16 protein-coding genes and 2 rRNA genes are annotated in these 20,018 nt (G+C 38.6%); 14 read left to right on the top strand and 4 right to left on the bottom strand.

The genetic code is table 11. From position 1 onward, the window contains the following. From U0M88_RS00075 to cls, 3 genes are all read left to right on the top strand, one after another. Nucleotides 1–285, top strand: a 23S ribosomal RNA gene (locus U0M88_RS00075); the annotation flags it as partial. Nucleotides 286–339: 54 nt separating this feature from the next. After that, nucleotides 340–453 (top strand): 5S ribosomal RNA (gene rrf, locus U0M88_RS00080). A 93-nt stretch (nucleotides 454–546) separates the two neighbouring features. After that, nucleotides 547–2,079, top strand: a complete 1,533-nt coding sequence (gene cls / locus U0M88_RS00085) for a cardiolipin synthase (protein WP_168965690.1) — start codon at nucleotides 547–549, stop codon at nucleotides 2,077–2,079. A gap of 99 nt (nucleotides 2,080–2,178) precedes the next feature. Here the strand turns inward: cls and U0M88_RS00090 are convergent, their stop codons facing one another. Next, nucleotides 2,179–3,546 (bottom strand): class II fumarate hydratase, encoded by a 1,368-nt coding sequence (locus tag U0M88_RS00090; RefSeq protein WP_303971298.1) that lies wholly within the window; start codon nucleotides 3,544–3,546, stop codon nucleotides 2,179–2,181. Between the two features lie 93 nt (nucleotides 3,547–3,639). On the opposite strand from U0M88_RS00090, the gene pulA reads away from it, so the two are divergent. From pulA to U0M88_RS00140, 10 genes are all read left to right on the top strand, one after another. Further along, nucleotides 3,640–5,739 (top strand): type I pullulanase, encoded by a 2,100-nt coding sequence (pulA, locus tag U0M88_RS00095; protein ID WP_331868534.1) that lies wholly within the window; start codon nucleotides 3,640–3,642, stop codon nucleotides 5,737–5,739. Nucleotides 5,740–5,815: 76 nt separating this feature from the next. After that, the gene (locus tag U0M88_RS00100) at nucleotides 5,816–7,327 is read left to right on the top strand and encodes an IMP dehydrogenase (protein ID WP_294688347.1); all 1,512 of its coding nucleotides are present in this window, start codon (nucleotides 5,816–5,818) and stop codon (nucleotides 7,325–7,327) included. Nucleotides 7,328–7,395: 68 nt separating this feature from the next. Next, nucleotides 7,396–8,538 (top strand): anaerobic ribonucleoside-triphosphate reductase activating protein, encoded by a 1,143-nt coding sequence (locus U0M88_RS00105; RefSeq protein ID WP_320802827.1) that lies wholly within the window; start codon nucleotides 7,396–7,398, stop codon nucleotides 8,536–8,538. Between the two features lie 10 nt (nucleotides 8,539–8,548). Next, entirely contained in the window at nucleotides 8,549–10,576 is a 2,028-nt protein-coding gene (locus tag U0M88_RS00110) for a ribonucleoside triphosphate reductase (protein ID WP_331868535.1), read from the top strand. Between the two features lie 49 nt (nucleotides 10,577–10,625). Beyond that, the gene (locus U0M88_RS00115) at nucleotides 10,626–12,359 is read left to right on the top strand and encodes an ABC transporter ATP-binding protein (RefSeq protein ID WP_117447017.1); all 1,734 of its coding nucleotides are present in this window, start codon (nucleotides 10,626–10,628) and stop codon (nucleotides 12,357–12,359) included. After that, a complete protein-coding gene (locus U0M88_RS00120; RefSeq protein ID WP_331868536.1) occupies nucleotides 12,349–14,136 on the top strand; it encodes an ABC transporter ATP-binding protein in 1,788 nt (595 codons plus the stop codon). Before U0M88_RS00115 ends, U0M88_RS00120 begins: the two co-directional genes overlap by 11 nt. Before the next feature lie 125 nt (nucleotides 14,137–14,261). Continuing rightward, a complete protein-coding gene (locus tag U0M88_RS00125; protein WP_022789208.1) occupies nucleotides 14,262–14,531 on the top strand; it encodes a DUF2500 family protein in 270 nt (89 codons plus the stop codon). A gap of 120 nt (nucleotides 14,532–14,651) precedes the next feature. Further along, nucleotides 14,652–15,380, top strand: a complete 729-nt coding sequence (locus tag U0M88_RS00130; protein ID WP_317395330.1) for a Fic family protein — start codon at nucleotides 14,652–14,654, stop codon at nucleotides 15,378–15,380. A gap of 9 nt (nucleotides 15,381–15,389) precedes the next feature. Further along, nucleotides 15,390–15,755, top strand: coding sequence for a hypothetical protein (locus tag U0M88_RS00135; RefSeq protein ID WP_022789210.1), 366 nt, complete (start codon nucleotides 15,390–15,392; stop codon nucleotides 15,753–15,755). A gap of 69 nt (nucleotides 15,756–15,824) precedes the next feature. Continuing rightward, entirely contained in the window at nucleotides 15,825–16,199 is a 375-nt protein-coding gene (locus U0M88_RS00140) for a DUF3795 domain-containing protein (RefSeq protein WP_022789211.1), read from the top strand. A gap of 171 nt (nucleotides 16,200–16,370) precedes the next feature. On the opposite strand, the gene U0M88_RS00145 is transcribed toward U0M88_RS00140, so the two are convergent. The 3 genes from U0M88_RS00145 to U0M88_RS00155 form a co-directional block, all read right to left on the bottom strand. Further along, on the bottom strand, nucleotides 16,371–17,729 hold the full coding sequence (locus U0M88_RS00145; RefSeq protein WP_331868538.1) for a recombinase family protein: 1,359 nt from the start codon (nucleotides 17,727–17,729) through the stop codon (nucleotides 16,371–16,373). A 116-nt stretch (nucleotides 17,730–17,845) separates the two neighbouring features. Further along, entirely contained in the window at nucleotides 17,846–18,136 is a 291-nt protein-coding gene (locus tag U0M88_RS00150) for a hypothetical protein (RefSeq protein ID WP_331868539.1), read from the bottom strand. 15 nt (nucleotides 18,137–18,151) lie between these two features. Beyond that, nucleotides 18,152–19,081 carry a rolling circle replication-associated protein gene (locus U0M88_RS00155; RefSeq protein WP_331868540.1) on the bottom strand — a complete coding sequence of 310 codons (930 nt, stop codon included), beginning with the start codon at nucleotides 19,079–19,081 and terminating at the stop codon, nucleotides 18,152–18,154. Nucleotides 19,082–19,833: 752 nt separating this feature from the next. Here U0M88_RS00155 and U0M88_RS00160 point away from each other — a divergent pair. Next, nucleotides 19,834–19,983: a hypothetical protein gene (locus U0M88_RS00160; RefSeq protein ID WP_331868541.1), complete on the top strand. Its 150-nt coding sequence runs from the start codon at nucleotides 19,834–19,836 to the stop codon at nucleotides 19,981–19,983. Nucleotides 19,984–20,018 lie beyond the last annotated feature (35 nt).

The raw sequence follows: 20,018 nt of genomic DNA on the forward strand, positions 1-20,018 counted from the left end.
TATCTGTTGTGGGCGCAGGAGATTTGAGGAGAGCTGTCCTTAGTACGAGAGGACCGGGATGGACCTACCTCTGGTGCACCGGTTGTCGCGCCAGCGGCACAGCCGGGTAGCTAAGTAGGGAAAGGATAAGCGCTGAAAGCATCTAAGCACGAAACCTACTCCAAGATGAGATCTCCCATTCGCAAGAAGTAAGACCCCTTAAAGACGATAAGGTAGATAGGCCGGAGATGGAAGTGTAGCGATACACGGAGTTGACCGGTACTAATCGGTCGAGGACTTAATCAGAGATGTCTTGAGCATGTTGTTTAGTTTTGAGGGAGCGATCCTTCAAAAGAACGATCCGGTGACGATAGCGAAGTGGAACCACCTGAACTCATACCGAACTCAGAAGTTAAGCACTTCAGCGGCGACAATAGTTGGGCCTGCCCCTGCCAAGATAGCACGTTGCCGGGTCTTTTTTTATTTCTTAAGATTTTCTTAAACTCATGTCTGTCAACTTGAGTTTTTTTTTCGTTATGCTAAAATATGTTTCATATAAGGAGAATTATGCATAAATATATACGAATTATTAAATCAAAGCCCTTTTTTATCGCTATGGCTTTTTTGATTCAATTATGGTTGTTTGCCTTTTTGATCACATGGCTATCCCGGCGATTCTTTGGCTTTTATCTATTATTAGTTATTTTAAGCTTCTTTGTCAGTGTTCAGGTAATCAATCGTGATTCGGATTCCTCAAGCAAGCTCTTGTGGGTCTTAGTAATCATGTTTATGCCGGTTTTTGGAGGGTTGCTGTATGTTCTATTTGGAGCCAGAAAGATTCCAAAGGCCTTGATGATCAAGGATAGACAGGCAAATCGAGATTATCAGCGTTATGCCAAACAAAGCATGCAAGTTATGCAGAATGTAAAAAATGACTTTGTTTTAGATAAGATGGTTACTTTGGCATGGTCCAATGGTTATTTTCCCGTGTATGATCATTGTCATGTAACTTACTTTCCTTCCGGAGAAACACAGTATCAGGCGTTTTTAGAAGCATTATCCCAAGCCAAGATCTATATCTTTATGGAGTTTTTTATCATTAATAAAAGTGTGATGTGGGATACGATTTTACAGATTTTAATGGATAAGGCCAGTGAAGGTGTTGATGTACGATTGATCTATGATGATTTTGGTACGATTACTTATCTTCCGGCTCATTATGATCGATGGTTGAATGAACGTGGTGTAAAGACGCATCGATTTAATCCAATGAAGGCTCAAATCGCCATGCAGATGAACAATCGCGACCATCGCAAGATTTTAGTTGTCGATGGAAAAGTTGCTTTTACCGGTGGTTGTAACATATCCGATGAATATATTAATACCAGAGAACGATTTGGACATTGGAAGGACATGGGAGTTTGTATCAAGGGAGCCGCTGTTGAAACTTTTACGGTTTCTTTTCTACAAATATGGAATTATCAGGCGCAGGATCCAACACCGTATGCTCCATTCGTGCTTTCTAAAGATTTACAGGCTACTTATAATGATCCAGGTTATGTCATTCCTTTTAGTGATTCTCCAACGGATGAAAACTATACCGGAAAGTATATGCAGCTAAACCTTTTGAATACATCGTGTGATTATTTCTGGATTTCTACACCGTATTTGATTTTGGATGATGAAATGGTTTCCAGTTTACAGCTTGCGGTGAGTAATGGTGTGGATGTTCGCATTATTGTACCGGCCATTCCGGATAAAAAAATGGTCTATCAGGTCACAAAGGCAAACTATGATGCTTTGATCAAAAAAGGTGTCAAGATTTACGAATATACACCGGGCTTTATTCATGGAAAAGTGGCTATCAGCGATGATCGAAGTGCTTTAGTAGGTACGGTAAATATGGATTTCCGTTCTTATTACCTTCATTATGAATGTGGTGTCTATATGCGTGATACACCCTGTATTCAGGACATAAAGCAGGATTTTGAAGAAATCTTTAAAGTATGCCATGAAGTAACCCTGCAAGAATGTGAGAACGTGAACTTCTTTGTTCGAGAATTTAGAAAGATCTTAAAAATATTTGGTCCAATGTTATAGAAAAGATGGAAGGATCACAAATTTGTTGTGGTTTCCATCTTTTTGTTTTCTTTTTTTTCGTAAAAAAAGATACAGTTGAAAGAACTGCATCTCCAATCTCTACAACATCTTTTTAGGATCGACGTAACGATCAAATTCTTCTTCACTTAGATAGCCAAGATGTAAGATTGCTTCTTTTAAAGAACAGTTGTGATGATATGCATATTGACTTGTTTTTCCTGCTTTCTCATATCCGATTACCGGATTTAGACACGTCACCAACATCAAAGAATGATGAAGATTTTCATCCATTGTCTTTTGATTGGCCTTTAAGCCGACAAGACAGCGCTTTGTGAAAGAATCGATCGCATCACTGAGCAGTTGAAGACTTTGATCTAAGTTATAGGCGATGACCGGCATAAATACGTTAAGCTCGAAGTTTCCCTGACTAGCGGCAATGCCTACTGCAGTATCGTTTCCCATGACTTGTACGGCAACCATCGTTAAAGCTTCACATTGTGTTGGATTGACCTTACCGGGCATAATTGAACTTCCCGGTTCATTGCTTGGAATCTCAATTTCATGGATGCCACATCGTGGACCGGAAGCCAGCCAGCGAATGTCATTGGCAATCTTCATGCAGTTGCACGCCAAGCCTTTTAATGCGCCGGACAACATCACACAGGCATCTTTACTGGTCAGGGCATGAAATTTATTAGGATCCGGCTTAAAATCAATGCCGGTCTTTTCTTTTAAAATCGTACAGATCTTTTCATCGAAATCTTTTGGACAGTTGATCCCGGTTCCTACTGCGGTTGCGCCGATGGCCAGTTCATCTACAAAAGGCAGACATTCCTGAATTTGACGCATACTGTGTTCAATCATAGAACGATAACCGCTGAGCTCCTGTGAAAAATAGAGTGGCGTTGCATCTTGTAAGTGGGTACGTCCGATCTTGATAATGCCCTCATTCTCTTTTTCCAGATTTTGAAGCTGATCAGCCATTTTTTGACAGGCAGGCAAGAGTTCTTCTCTTGTCTTTTGCGCCAGCATCATATGTAGTGCTGTTGGGAAGGTATCGTTGCTGCTTTGTGAACAGTTGACGGTATCGTTAGGATGCAGGATCGTGGCATGAGCCCAAAGATTTCCCAGAGTGGTAATCACTTCATTAAAATTCATGTTGGTCTGGGTACCGCTGCCGGTTTGCCAAATATGTAGTGGAAACTGATCCAAATATTGGCCTTCCTGAATCTGTTGGCATACGTGGCAAATGGCGTCGCATTGTTCCTGGGTTATCTTTCCATAGGAAGCATTGGCTCTGGCACAAGCCTCCTTTAACAAGCTAAATGCATACAACAAGCTTTTTGGCATGGTTTCCTTTCCAATCGGAAAGTTTTCCAGACTGCGCTGTGTTTGACTTTTCCAGTATTTATCGGCGGGTACTTTTACTTTCCCCAGTACATCTTCTTCAATTCTGTATTCTGACATGATAGGACCTCCAATACAGTAAGTGTAACATTTTTTTTAGGTGGGTTCTATGTTAAAATGGGTGTGGTCTTAAAGTGAAAAGGAAGAGATAGTATGCGAATGGAACGAGACTATGAGGCATATTTTGATGACTATAATTGTTTGAAAGTCTATATGTCAAAAAACTTTTTTAACGGATCTTCCCGTATTTTTCATCTAAAGGATTCCTGTGATCGTATCATTCATTTAAATATTGATCATAAACAGGATCTTTTAAACGGTTATACCAAATATGTATTGTCCTTAAAAGAACCGTTGATCATGGGAGAAGAATATGTCGTTTATGATGAACATTGTCAAAAAACGATCTGTCAGTATTCTCATATCGTCAAAACGATTCGATTTAATCAGGAATATGAAGTAAAAGATATCGATCTTGGCTGTTTTTACACAAAGGAGCGTACCGTATTTCGTTTATGGTCGCCGGTAGCCTATCAGATTTTGTTGCGACTGGATGATCATGGACAAAAATCAACGATTGAAATGGAGCGTAAAGAAAAAGGAATTTTTGAGACAACAGTATCTAAAGACCTTTTAAATGCACATTATACATTTATGGTGCGAGCTAACGGAACCTGGAAAGAAACGGTGGATCCGTACAATTCTTTCTGTGGTCCCAATACGCAATATAGTGTTGTGCAATCCATTGAAAATGTAAAGCTTCCTAAAAAGGTAAAAGTACCTTTGATGCGATCGAATACAGATGCGATCATTTATGAAGCCAGTATTCGCGATATGACATCCGAACCAGGTATCGGTGTGAAGCATCCACGAAAGTTTAAAGGCTTTACCGAGGAAAACATCACGACAAAGTCCATGAGCACAGGCTTTAGCTATATTCGATCTTTGGGAGTAAGCCACATTCAGCTTTTACCGGTGTTTGATTTTGGCAGTGTGGATGAGGTCTATACAGATATCTTCTACAATTGGGGCTATGATCCGGTTCATCACCGGGCCCTGGAAGGCAGTTATTCAATCGATTGTACCGATGCGATCAAACGAATCGAAGAGCTGGCTCATTTAGTACAGGATTGTCATCAGGCGGGCTTAAAGGTGAATCTGGATTTAGTCTTTAATCACGTATATACCAAAGAAAAGTACCCGTTGGAAATTCTGGTTCCCAACTATTATTTTTTGATGGATACAGAAGGCGAGTTCAGTAACGGCTCTTTCTGTGGAAATGATATTGATACGCAACCACCGATGTCACGCAAATATTTTGTAGATACATGTCTTCGTATCGTAGAATGGTTTGATGTGGATGGTTTTCGTTTTGATTTGATGGGAATTTTAGATTATAACTTAATGAATGAAATTGCCGAGAAGTGCAGGGCACTGAAGCCGGATTTTATGATCTATGGAGAGGGCTGGAATATGCCAAGCTTTGTGCCGGAGCATCTAAGAGCTTCGATGTTGAATCAGGACCAAATGCCTTTGATTGGTCATTTCAGTGATCGTTTTCGGGAAACATGTCGCGGTTCTAATGGAGATTTAGAGATCTGTGGTTATTCCAATGGCGATACCGGACTATTGAATTCTATGCAACAATGTTTGGGTGGCGGTTGCCTGGATCATCTTTTTGATTCGCCACAAAAAGCTATCAATTATGTGGAGTGCCATGACAACCATACGCTGTGGGATAAAAACAGTGTGTGTTGTCAACATGAGTCCAGAGGGGTCTTGATGCAGCAACAAACCTTGGCCAATGCTTTGGTGATCTTAGCACAGGGAATTCCTTTCCTTCATGCCGGTCAGGAATTTGGCCGCACAAAGTATAATTTAGGAAACAGCTACAATCGCAGCGACCACTATAATCATATCGACTACAACCTGCGCAATAAGCATATGCCGATCGTAGTGGATACCAAGCTGTTGATCAAAATTCGTAAAGAGCATCCATGTTTTCGCCTGGCTACAAAAGAAGAAATCGAAACTAATGTTAGCTTTGGTGATATCGATGGAAAAGTATTGGTCTATCAGGCGAAGTGTAAAGAGGATGTCTGCCTCTGTTTCTTTAATCCGACTTCGGAACATTTTACATACGATTCGCATCAAAAGCTTTCGATTTTATTTGATAATGGAAATATCAATGCAGCCACGACTTATCGGGTAGGGATCGCCCCGTATTGTGTTGTCGTTTGTACATTGAGTTAAGACGAATTCACTTGACTTGTTCATCATCAAAACATAAAATAGTTTCAATAATGCGTAAAGACAAGAGGAGGAAACCATGGCAAAGTTTTGTAAAGAACCATCCAGAACATTTAGTGAGTATTTATTGATTCCCGGTTATACCGATGAAAACTGTACACCGGATAACGTGAATCTTCGTACACCGTTAGTTAAGTTTAAAAAAGGAGAAGAACCGGCACTTCATTTAAATATTCCTATGGTATCAGCCATCATGCAGGCCGTCAGCGGTGAAGAAATGGCTTGTGCCTTAGCACGTGAAGGGGGCGTTAGTTTCATCTATGGTTCCCAGTCGATTGAATCACAGGCGGCAATGGTTGCCAAGGTCAAGGCAACAAAATCCGGTTTTACCGGCAGTGATTCCAATATTTCACCGGAAGCCACTTTAAAAGATGTGATCGAATTAAAGAAGAAAACAGGCCACTCCACTATGGCAGTGACAGAAAATGGCGAAGCGGACGGTAAATTGGTCGGCATCGTAACCAGCCGTGATTATCGCATCAGTCGTATGGACCTAGATACAAAAGTCAAAGAATTCATGACACCGTTTGATAAGCTGATCGTAGGAAAGGAAGATATTACCTTAAGTGAAGCCAATGATTTGATCTGGGATCATAAATTGAATCAGCTTCCGGTCGTTGATGACAAGCAGCGTTTAAAAGCTTTTGTCTTTCGCAAGGACTATGCATCACATAAAGAAAATCCCAATGAATTATTAGATGACCAAAAACGCTATATCGTAGGAGCCGGTATCAATACCCGTGACTATCAGGAACGTGTTCCGGCTCTGATAAAGGCAGGTGTTGATGTACTTTGTATTGATTCCAGTGAAGGATATTCCTGCTGGCAGGCAAAGACATTACAGTGGATCCGTGATACTTATGGTGATCGCGTTAAGGTCGGTGCGGGAAATGTTGTCGATGAAGAAGGATTCCGCTTTTTGGCTGAAGCCGGAGCGGACTTTATCAAAGTCGGTATCGGTGGAGGTTCCATCTGTATTACCCGTGAACAAAAAGGAATCGGACGAGGACAGGCCACGGCAACTTTAGAAGTCGCACAGGCTCGTGATAAATACTTTGAAGAAACCGGTGTGTATATTCCAATCTGCTCTGATGGTGGTATCGTACATGATTATCACATCACGTTGGCTTTAGCCTTCGGTGCTGATTTTGTGATGTTGGGACGTTATTTTGCCCGCTTTAAGGAAGCACCGAATAATTTGGTCAGCGTCAATGGAAACTATATGAAAGAATATTGGGGCGAAGGAAGTGCCCGTGCCAGAAACTGGCAGCGTTATGATGTCGGTGGAGAAGGAAAGATGAGCTTTGTCGAAGGCGTTGACTCCTATGTGCCTTATGCCGGAACATTGCACGAAAATGTCGGTCTGACGCTTTCTAAAGTCTCTCATACGATGTGTAACTGTGGATGTCTGACGATTCCTGACTTGCAGAAGAATGCCAAAGTGACCTTGGTTTCCAGCACAAGTATTGTTGAAGGCGGTGCACATGACGTTGTGGTACGTGATGAAAGCTTTGATGCCAAACCACAGTAATATAAGGGCGTAAAGCCCTTTTTTTGTTGTCAGTTGCACTTTCAAAAAGACTCTGTTATAGTGTGACCATGAATAGAGATTTTCAAAATAGTTCGGATTTATTGTTGGATATCAGCATCTTATATAGAAGTACACAAAAGTATTATGATCAAATGCTTCAAAGCATTTCATTGACCTATGCACAGCTCCCGATCTTGATTCTGATTTATGAAAATGAAGGCATTTCTCAGCAGCAGATTGCGCAGGATGGCGGCTATGACAAAGGAACGATTACCAAGCAGGTACAGAAGCTGGAAGAAATGGGATATATTCGGGTACAGCCATCCAAAAAGGATAAACGAGCCAAAGAGCTTTATACGACTTCACAGGCCAGAGCTATCATGAGCAAGGTCTATGCGATCCGTACTTCCTGGTGGCGGCATATCAGTTCTTCCATTCCTAAAGAAGATATGGCAGCCTTCTCCGGCTTTTATAAAAATATGGCGGCTTCCGCCAAGGAATTTGCGAAAGCCGATTTAAATGCGATCTCTTTTTTTGAACATCAGAAGCTTAGCTTTCAAAGCGTTCCGGGCAAGGTTTCAACCATTGTCGCCACAGGGGGTTGTAACTATCGTTGCCCTTTTTGTAATGAATCACATCTGGTTTTTTTAAAAGAGGATTCCATTAGCTATTCTCAGGAAGAAATCTTACAATACGTAAAGAGTCGAAAGGATATGCTGGATTCAATAACAATCACCGGTGGAGAACCTTTGATGCATACAGAGCTTGATCCTTTTTTAAAAAAAGTAAAACAGATGGGATTTTTCATCAATTTGATGACCAATGGTTCGTATTTTGAACATTTAAAAAGCCTGGTTGAACAAAAATTAGTGGATCGAGTTGTCATGCATATTAAAAATGTACCGGAAAAATATGGGGAAACGATCGGATTGAAAACATATGAGATCCATGAAGTTGAAAAATCGATTCATCTTTTAAATACAGAAAAGATAGAAAGCGTATTTGTGATCACACCGGTGCATGAGTTTCATACACCGGAGGATCTGGTTGCTATGGCAAAATGGCTTAAGCCGGCGCCTGGCTTGGAACTGCATATTTTTGAAGAGAAAGAAACGGTCATTCAAAAAGGATATCATGGTTATACCCGAGAAGAATTGAATAAGATAAAAAAAGAGTTGGAAGTCTATATACCTAATGTAAAGATACGATAGGAGGGGTTGTATGCTGAAGGTGGAAAAAAGAGATGGAACCATCGTAGATTTTGCGATCGCCAAGATCGTAAATGCGATTCAAAAAGCGTTTGATTCCTGCAAGATGGCTTATGACCCACAAATCTTTGATCTGCTGGTATTACGTGTCAGCGCGGATGTACAACCAAAGATCAAAAACGATATCGTCTCTGTTGAAGATATACAGGACAGTGTGGAGCGTGTGCTTTCTCAGGCCGGTTATACAGAGGTGGCCAAAGCGTATATCTTGTATCGTAAACAAAGAGAGAATATTCGCCGCATCGAAAATACGACGCTGGATTATAAGAATATTGTAGATGCCTATCTGGATGATCTGGAACAGGAACAGCTTCAGGATCAGCCTTCATTATATTCTGTCGGTGGTTTGATTCTATCCAATTCCGGTGCCATCACCAGAAATTACTGGCTTAGCGAGGTCTATGATGCCTCGATCAAGAAAGCGCATAACAGCGGCTTGATCCATATTCATGATCTGGATATGTTGACAGGGGATAGTGCCAGCTGGTCTTTGTTGACGTTGATCAGACAGGGAATCACCGGCATGCCGGGCCAGGTGCATTCCAAAGCGCCAAAGCATTTGATGACCTTATGTAATCAGATGGTCAATGTTTTAGGTATCCTGCAAAATGAATGGGCTGGTGCGCAAAGCTTTTCAAGCTTTGATACGTACCTGGCTCCTTATGTGAAAAAAGAAAAGCTTGCACTTCCCGATGTGAAGAAAGCGCTGGAAGCTTTTATATATGGTGTGAATATCCCTTCACGCTGGGGAACGAAAACGCCATTTAGTAACGTGCTTTTTGATATGCAGGTACCGCAGGCTTTAAAGGATACCAAAGCCTGGGTAGGCAACGAACAGATGGATTTTACCTATGGACAATGTCAAAAGGAAATGCATATCATTCAGGAAGCTTTCTTTTCGATTCTACTGGAGGGGGATGCCAAACAAAATGGTTTTCCTTTTCCGATCGTGACAGTCTTACTGGATAAAAACTTTGATTTTGATGAAAAAAGCTACATAAATCTCTTTCGATGCGCTGGCAAGTATGGTATGCCATACTTTGTAAACGCATCGATGGTTCAAAGAGATCCCTATCGACCACTGGATTTAAAACATTGGAACTATAAGCCGGGCTTTTACAGCTATCCGGAAAACTCAGGAAGCATCGGTACCGTTACAATCAATCTTGTAAGGCTGGCGTGGCTGGCAGAGGATGAAACGGATTTTTTTCGATCATTAGATGAAGTGTTAGCTTTATCTTGTCGTTCTTTACAGATCAAACGTCAGGTTTTGACAAAGCTGTTTCGCAGTGGCTTGTATCCTTACACAGCCTGTTACATTGATAGCTTTGAACGCCATTTTTCCACGATTGGAATCGTAGGTATGAATGAAGCCGGTATCAATGCCAAATGGCTTCAAAAAGATATGGGGCATAAAAGTACACAGGAATTTGCCCGTAAAGTTTTATCGCATATACGAGATGTTTTGATGAAGCAGCAGGAAAGTACGCATTGTCTATATAATCTGGAAGCCACACCGGCCGAAAGTGTATCGTATCGCTTTGCGAAAAAAGATCAGGATCTTTATCCTGCTATGAAAACAGCCGGTATTTTATCTTATACCAATTCCAGCCAGCTGCCTTTGGAAAATGAGGAAGATCTTTTTGCTTCTTTACAGATTCAGGAAACGATTCAGTCGCTTTATAACGGTGGAGTTTCTTTTTCCATACCGATGGCTAAAGGCATGGAAGATACGATAGCTGTTAAAACGCTGGTACAAAGTATCATCAAACATTTTTCTATCTATGATTTTATGTTGTCGCCGGTGTATTCGATATGTCCGGATCACGGCTATATCTCTGGCTTAGTCAAACAATGCCCGCAATGTGAGAAAGAATGTACGGTGTGGGCACGTATGGCGGGGTATTATCATCCCGTTAATTTTCAAAATGAAAAGGTCCGACAGGATTTTATCCGCCAACATCCTTATATTTTAGAATGAGATGCGAATGAGCACCTCTTCTTTTTTATCAATGAGAGGGAGGAAAACAATGAAATTGATCATCAAGTATTTAAAACCCTATAAATTTTTAGTGTTGTTGAATATTGTGTCTATCTTTGGGTTTGCACTGGCTGAATTGGGTATTCCGACATTGATTTCCGATATGATCGATGAAGGTGTGCTGCACCAGGATAGCCAGTATTTGTTTCGAACGGGTCTGATCATTGCGTGCATCGCCTTGATCGGTGTATGTGGAACGATTCTGTTGGGATATTGTTGTGCCAAGATTTCCACATCAGTGACTCGAGATATTCGAAACGATGTATTTAAAGAGGTACAGACTTTTTCACATGCCCAGATGAATGAGTTTGGCGTATCGTCTTTGATTACCAGAACGAATAATGATGCGTATCAAATCATGGTCTTTTTAAATGTAATCCTGCGAACGGCTTTAATTGCACCGGTGATGTTTTTTGTCAGCTATACATTGACAATTCAATCCAATCTGCAGCTTTCCATGATCATTGCCTCTACGATTCCTTTGATCATATTGGGCGTTATTCTGGTTGGTCGTTTTTCAGAGCCTATAAGTGAAAAACAACAAGGTTCGCTGGATAGACTCAACCGCATCTTTCGTGAAAATCTGACCGGTATCCGTGTAATTCGTGCTTTTAATAACGATGCTTACGAATCCAAACGATTCGATCAAGAAAACCGCTTTTTCATGAATCAGTCTCGAAAGTTATTTAAGCTGATGTCCAGTACGGAACCAATGTTTTTCTTTGTGATGAATCTGGCCGCTTTGGCGATCTATTATGTGGCGGCCGGCATGATTGATACCAATACCTTACAAGTCGGTAAATTGATTGCCTTTATGGAATATCTGTTTCATGCGATGTTGTCGGTCATGTTGTTTTGCACCGTTTTTATGATGTATCCAAGAGCCAGTGTATCTGCCAGACGAATTCGTGCCATCTTTGATTCACGATCCGAGATTACAGAACAAAACGATGCCATAGATTTAGAACATGTAGATTCCCTGGAATTCGATCACGTGACCTTTGCCTATCCGGATGGGGAAGAAGCGGTTTTAAAAGATATTAGTTTTACTGTCAAAAAAGGAGAGACGATTGCCTTTATCGGTTCGACCGGTTCAGGAAAAAGTACATTGATCTCTCTGGTACCCCGTTTTTATGATGTGAGTCAGGGAAGCATTCGTATCAATGGCAGGGATATCCGATCGTATAAAATCGATTCGCTTCGTGCCTGTATCGGTTATGTTGCCCAAAAAGCCGTCTTATTTCGAGGAAGTATAGAAGAAAATATTCGCTTCGGCAATGCCCATGCGAGCCAACAAGAGATCGAAAATGCAGCCCATGTCGCACAGGCTTATGATTTTATCATGGAAAAACCGGAACAGTTTCAAGAAAGAATCGTAGAAGGGGCCACCAATGTATCCGGGGGACAGAAACAGCGTCTTTCCATTGCCCGTGCCCTTGTCAGACATCCGCAGATCTGCATTTATGATGATTCTTTTTCTGCCCTGGATTTTGCGACCGATGCCAAACTTCGTAAAGCTTTAAAGCCGGAGATCAAAGATTCTATCATGATGATCGTCGCCCAACGTGTTTCTACGATCATGAATGCCGATCATATCCTTGTACTGGATGAAGGAAAGACCGTAGGCTATGGAACGCATACAGCGTTGTTGAAAAAATGTCCAGTGTATAAGGAAATTGCCTTATCGCAGTTAAGTGAGGAGGAACTGACTTATGGAAAATAAAACTATCAGGACAAAAGACTGTCTAAAAGCTCTTCTTCATTTTATGAAACCCTATCGTTTTAAATTGGGCATTGCGATCTTGATGATCGTTTTGACACAGCTATCCTTTGCGTTAAATCCGACAGTAGAAGGGATGATCACAACCTCTTTGATGCAGGATGCGATGGATATCATTCAAGGAGTGCCCGGAGCCCATGTGCATTTTGAAACCATTTTAGGCATTATGCTGCTTTTATTGGGATTATATGTGATCAAGACAGTTTCCCAACTCATCACTGCTTTTTTCTTGACCGATGCGATTCAAATGATGATGCACGATTTACGAAACGCATTACAAAAAAAGATCCAGCGACTGCCGGTACGCTATTTTGATGATCATGCCTTTGGAGATATATTAAGTCGTGTGACCAATGATGTCGATGCCTTAAGCAATGCACTTCAACAAGCATTGACCAGAGTGTTCGGTGCCGTTTTGACGTTTATTTTCGTAATCACGATGATGTTGATGATCAATCCGGTCATGACTGCCATTGCCTTATTGATCATTCCACTTTCATTGATCATTACGAAGGTCGTTGTCTCTCATTCGCAAAAGCTCTTTGAAAAACAACAAAATACATTAGGGGAGCTGAATGGAACGATCACTGAAATGTATGGAGGATTTAATGAAATCATTCTCTATGGGAAACAACAGGATGCCATCCAGACATTTCAGGATGTCAATGATAAGATGTGTAAGGCAAGCTTCAAGGCCCAGTTTGTTTCCAGTCTGATTTCTCCATTAGTATCCTTGTGTACGTATTTAGCCATCGGGGCTGTTGCGGTATTTGGCTGTGTACTGGTCATTGAACAAAAACTGCATGTAGGAAGCTTACAGGCTTTTATCCGCTATATCTGGCAGATCAATGATCCACTTTCGCAGATTTCCCAATTGTCTTCACAGGTACAATCCGCTTTTGCGGGTATGCATCGAATTTTCGGTATGTTGGCAGAAGAGGAAGAACCATTAGGAAAAACAGAAGTAAAAGAAGTCGATACCATGAAAGGGGATGTGAAATTTGAACACGTCCAGTTTAGTTATGATGAAGACTTATTGATGAAGGATGTCAATATTGATGTCAAAGCCGGACAGATGGTTGCGATCGTCGGTCCTACCGGTGCCGGAAAAACAACACTCATGAATCTGTTGTTGCGGTTTTATGATGTGAAAGGCGGAAGCATCAAGATTGACGGGGTAGATATCCGTGATTTTAAACGAGAAGATCTAAGATCTTTGTTTTCGCTGGTCTTGCAGGATACATGGCTTTTCCATGGAACGATCTATGACAACATTCGCTATGGACGTTTAAGCGCACGTAAGGATGAAGTCATCGAAGCTGCCAAGATGGCCAATGTTCATCACTTTATTCGTACCTTGTCGCATAGTTATGATACGGAGCTAAATGAAGAAGCCAATAATATCTCACAGGGAGAAAAACAGCTTTTAACGATTGCCAGAGCCATCTTAAAAGATCCACAGATATTAATCTTAGATGAGGCAACCAGCTCGGTGGATACTCGTTTGGAAAAAATGTTACAGTCGGCGATGCAAAGAGTGATGAAAAATCGAACCAGTTTTGTCATTGCCCATCGCTTATCGACTATCAAAAACGCTGATTTGATCCTTGTCTTACAACATGGTGATATCGTAGAACAAGGAATCCATGAAAGTCTGTTAGAAAAACAAGGCATCTATGAAAAGCTGTATCACTCACAGTTTGCCCAACAGGAAGAGTAGAGTTCAGAAATATTTCCGGACTCTTTTTTTTAGATTAAGATTTCATAAAATATATTGTAAAAAAATACAAAGACCCATATAATGTAAAAAAAGAAACTTTTTGAAAATAAATGAAAGGGGTTACTATGAAACGCTATACAATCAATCATTGCCCACTTTCTACAGTAGAGGCAACTTTGGTCAAGAAAACCGTACATTCTTATCATCCCAATCCTGTGACAAGCAGTTCAGCTACACCGATCTATGAGCTGCAGTTTGAGACAGAGAAAGGATTGTTGACATTTGAAATCGATGCCTTTGGATATCAGACTATTCCCACAGGTGTCAAAAGTGAGTTAACTTATCAGGGCTATGAACTGATTTCTTTTAAAGACTGGTATCCTGTAACACAATAAACTAGCCTGATATGTTTTGTTTTATGGTGACGCGAAAGTATTCGAAAACAATTGTTTGGTCGAATACTTTAATAAAAAGCTTATGATTTGTGATGAAACGATGGCAAAAGGAGTATGAAGATGCGAAAAGAATGGATAGAAGAATTGATTCAAAGGCTTTTAGAGGGACAGAAAGCCAATCAAAAAGATGGAGTATATGCATGGATGCAGATCGAAGCCGCCTATCAGTCCAATAAAATCGAAGGCAATACATTGACACGAAAACAAGTCGCTTCCATTTTTACACGTGGAGAGATCATACCGGATGATAATAGTATTCGTTTGGTTGATATTGAAGAAACGACTGGTCATTTTGTGATGTTTGATGAAATGTTGAAGACTTTAAACAATTCGGTTTCTAATAACTTGCTCAAAAAGTATCACCTGTGTTTTAGAAACAGCAGCAGCCAGGATGTACGCAAAGGCTCCTATGCCGGCGAATATCACAGACAAAAAGAAAGAGAAGAAAGCGAATGGGAAAAGGTTACCCAAAGAATGGATGATTTGATCAATACATATAATGAAAGAGATACGCACTCTTTGGAAAGTCTGGCACGTTTTCATGCCGCTTATGAAGCAATTATGCCTTTTCAGGGCGGAAACAGTCGAATCGGACGAATTCTTTTGATCAAAGAGTGTTTAAGAAGCAAGCAAGTTCCTTTTATCGTACATGCAGCCAATAAAGATACTTATAAAGATGCCTTAAACAAAGCACAAAATGAGCAATTAGAAGAATTGATGGATTTTTTCAAGAAAGAACAAATCAATTTTGAAAGAGAAATCGATAAAATTTTATCCAAAGAAGAATAGAGGTTCATTATGGAACAAGAATGCATTCTATTGGATGATACAAAACAGGAATTACAGATTCTAATCGGTACAAAATGTACAATTTCATATAAAGATATAGAAAAAGTATCTATTTTAAATGAAGATGCGAACTTTAAAGGAAAGACAGAACCTTTCTTACATCAGGTGTTAGGTGGAGTTTCTTTCTTTACTTTCTTTGGAGGACCCGGACTTTATGTAGGGCTAAAGATTCTTTTAAAGGATGGTTCGATCAAAGCAGCTTATATTTCAGATCGTAAAACCGGTATGAATACGGATTGGTATAGAGAAGACGTAAAGAAAGCAAAACTATTGAAGAGAAAAATCGATAAGAGAATCGAATGTGCAACTGTTTGATTATCTTTGTAGAAACATGGTATAGATTCTTTATCGGTTACACATTTGACTGGAAGGAAAGCTGGTTTTATGAAACGAGAATTAGGAATTGCCCGTTGTGGATTGGCATGTTGTCTATGTTCAGAAAATATAAGTTGTGCAGGTTGTGATTCAGGACAGTGTCCGGATAAGGATGTGTGTGCGAACAGAAAGTGTTCGATATCTAAAGGAATCAAACATTGTTATGAATGCAGCGAAGCATGTCAAAAAGGCTTGTTGTCTAAAATAAAATCCTATTCTTTTACAGAATTTGCCAAAAGATATGGTGAAGATACGCTTTTAGATTGTCTGGAAAGAAATGAGAAAATGGGAGTTGTCTATCATCGTGAGGGAATAAATGGGGATTATGATGCTTTTGATGATGTAGAGGCATTGATCAATTTCATAAAAACAGGAAAGAGATAAAAAAAGCGAACAGAGAACATTCTGTCCGTTTTTTACTTGTTGGTGCCTAGATAGTCAATTCTGACGAACTGAATACTGGCGTTATGTTTGTTTTGTTACCTATATTATATACTTTTTTTGTAGGATATGCAATCATTTTGTTATTATTTATCAGTAAATTTTATACAAGTTTTATAGCATTAAATATTGTATATCCACTACAGATTTCATCTTTAAATCTACCACAATTTTTGAAATATTTTCTGAAATCAACATAGCTTTTGATTTTGCGGTTAATATGCCATCCTTTTTCATATGTTCCACTTCGTTTTGACGTTTTTCAATTTCACATTTTAAAATATTCGATTGTTCTTCAATCATCTTTAATTTTTCCATGTAATTATCAAAAGTAATTTGCTCAGTATTATATAAGCAAAATAATTTCCTCTTTTCTTCAGTTTGCTTACCTAATTTCTTTTTAGCAGCCAAAATATCAGGCGCGACTTTTTCTGTTAATAAAACACCATGTTTTGAAATATAATCAATTAAAATCTGTTCATTGATTCTGTTTTTATTTTCATCTTCGTAATACTTATAAACTCTGATATCACCATTTGATAAAGTTTTATTAGAAGCCGTATGTTTTAACAAAGTACCTGATAAATCATACACCTTACTTTTGAATATATAATGATTTACTCGTTCTGGCATATGCCAAGATGAATTTTTAATTGCCAATTCCTGTTGTTCTTTTGTCAACAATGTTTCACAATCCAATTCAAAATATTCATTCCGAAAAAAGATTTCTCCGTGGTAAATAGGATTCTTTATAATTCGTTTTATGGCATCCTCGGAGATTGTTATTTTTGCTTTCACAAAGTCTTTATCTTTTCTAATAGTATTTCTAATCTTTAAAGCAGAATATCCTTGAATAGCCCAATCAAAAATTTTACGAACCAAAGGGAAAGTGATTTCATCTGGCTCAATTCCGCTTTTCTTTACCTCTCGTACATTTCCATGAATTTCTTTTTCTTCATATTTTGAAATTCTTTTATAACCGAATGGGGGAGTACCACCAAATATATAATTTCCTAATTTTGCTCCACCAATCATTCCATTGATTGTACGTTCTGAAATTGTATCTTCTTCCCATTCAGCGATTGAACCTATAATATGCACAAAAAATCTTCCAATAGCCGTGGACAAATCAATTTTATCTTTGATACTGATTAGATCCACGTCATTTTCTATAAACAGTCGTAATAAGTAATCTAAATCACCCAAGCGCCTTGTGAGTCTATCCAAAGAATAAATGATGATATATTCAACTTTTTTAGCTTTCACCAAATCAATCAACTCATTCATTTTTGGACGATTCAAGGTCTTTGCACTTTGTCCATCCTCATTTAAAACTTTTATCGGATTCTTAAATTCTTCAAATTCAATATAAGCACGTGCTTTATTTTCTTGTTCAATAAGATTATAACCATCTTGTGCCTGTTGTTGTGTTGACTCTCTATTATATATCACCAATAATTTTTCACTACTCATACTTCTATTTTTAGAAGTACCATACCTACAAAAATATGTTATGAAATGATGTTAATCAAATCATAACATTTTAAGCCTTTATTTCCTAGTAACCAAATAGGACATTTTGATATGAATTATTCTTCACCCTGAATAATTCTTCTTTCCTCATCACCATCAATCATGATTGAAATTTTATCATCCAGTGTACTGAATACTTTTATTTCTATATCCTCTGATTCATTTCTTTCGCATAGAGATATCGCAACTAATCGATTTCTAAATTTTTCAGATTCGATTTTGAATTTTTTTAATGCTTGTTGCAAATCATTTGTTTCTTTTTTTATAACTTGTTGTCCTGATACCTCGAAATAGTACCCATGTACTAATTCATATAATACTGTCTGTACATAATATTTATTTTTCATTTTCTTTTTCTCCTTTTACTCAAACCAATCAACTGGTTTACGTTCAAACTTGTTTTGCAATTCTACTGTTGGTTGCATATCCCACAGTTTATCTAAATGAGCATTGATATTATCATAATTGATATATTCATTGAACCAGAAGCGACCGATATATTCGTTCGCACCTTCGAAATTGCACCGACATTCTCCCAAATCGTCAAATAGTAATATATCTTCTAATTGTTCATCTGATATAAAGATGATTTCTGGTCTTTTTAAACCTTTTGATGACAAATAAAACTTTGCACCTTTAGTAATGTATTCTTCTTCCAAAGTCTTTTCCACATACTTTAGCAAGTAGTTTATAGTTTCATCATAGGTTTTCACTTTTTCAATATCGACTATGCCATTGCCCCAAATATCTTGTAATTCTCTCTTTGGAATGTAGGGCATACCATAGGCGATTAAGTGTATATGCCAGCGTTTCGTAAATTGTGTACCTCTTTCAAGTACAGCGATATGTTCAAAAGTATGACCTTTTTTTCTTTTGTAATGTTGCTTGAACCTTTTAAATCGTAAAACTGCTTCATCTCTTGTCGGTGGTTTTCCGTTGATATCACGAAAGGTCAAAGTAATAAATTTATCTTCTGTGTCATACTGACATATATTTGACCATATCAACCTTTTCAATTCACGTTTACACCTTGATATTGTTTGTGGTGCTCTTTGATAAGGTTCATTTGATTTAACTTTACTTTGCAGACGAGCTTCTCTTTTTTCTGCTTTTCTTTGTTTTTCTTCATCTGTTAACTTATCATATAATTCACCTTCAACAATATATTCACAATCATCACTTCCTAACTCTCCAATTCGCACCTTGGAAAATCCATGGGGAACTGCATTTTCAAAAGTATAAATCTGAATCAAATTACCACATTTTACTATTTTTTTATTGTAATTTCCCAACTCAATTTCACCTCCAAAATACTTTAGTGTTCTTAATCATGTGTCTAATGTGTGCGTATATATAACAAGGGAAATATACGCACGACACCCGCAAGCGGGTGTCGGTGGGGCTGTGCTTCGATATACGAGCACATCACGCACAGCCCCATCCGAACTACTTTTTGTTTCTGGTTTAGAAACTTTTATATTCCTCATTTTGTACAATCAATCACAAATCATTCTGTCGTTTCACCTCGTGAGAAATAACAACAAAAAATAGTCAATGTGTTATTTATTCATTTTTTTCTATGGAAAATCATTCGTAGAATCCCATATAAGCGCCAGAATGTATCTGTATTCAACTAAATAAAAAAGAATGGACTCATACATATATAATCATTAAAAACGCCTAGAATGCTTTTAAAAAGGCAAATAAATGTATTTAGTCAAAAAGAATGACGTAAGTACCGATTAAAATGAATTACTTTTTATATCTTTATGACTTTTTCTTAAAGTCGTTTACTTACTCTCATTCTTTTATCAATTTCCTTTTTTTTTACCCCACCCACAAAGAAAAGGGAATTATCATAAATTCGTAATTGTATCTTTTTAAACGTTCACCATTTGCCAAAGTCTATTAAATATCCTATTTTTTTGTATATCGTTCTTTTTGATCCACTGCAGCCTTTTTCATTTTCCTTGAATTCACCAGTCTATCTTTCTTTTTTTTTTTTTAATGTCTTATATCCTCTGTTTCTTTTGACAGCTACGGAATGGCACAGGAAAAAATCGATGAAAAAGTATGGCAGTTTGCTACAAGAACTTACGGTTTTAACAATAACACATTTGATGATATTTCCAATTGGTACTTTGGCACGGATGTTGAAAACGCATTTGAAGATTACAACAATGGGTATCTATGATACCCCCTTTTCTTTTTTTCCACCCTAAAGAAAAT

Origin of the sequence: Faecalicoccus sp. (assembly GCF_036552745.1) — a bacterium.
GTDB lineage: Bacteria > Bacillota_I > Bacilli_A > Erysipelotrichales > Erysipelotrichaceae > Faecalicoccus.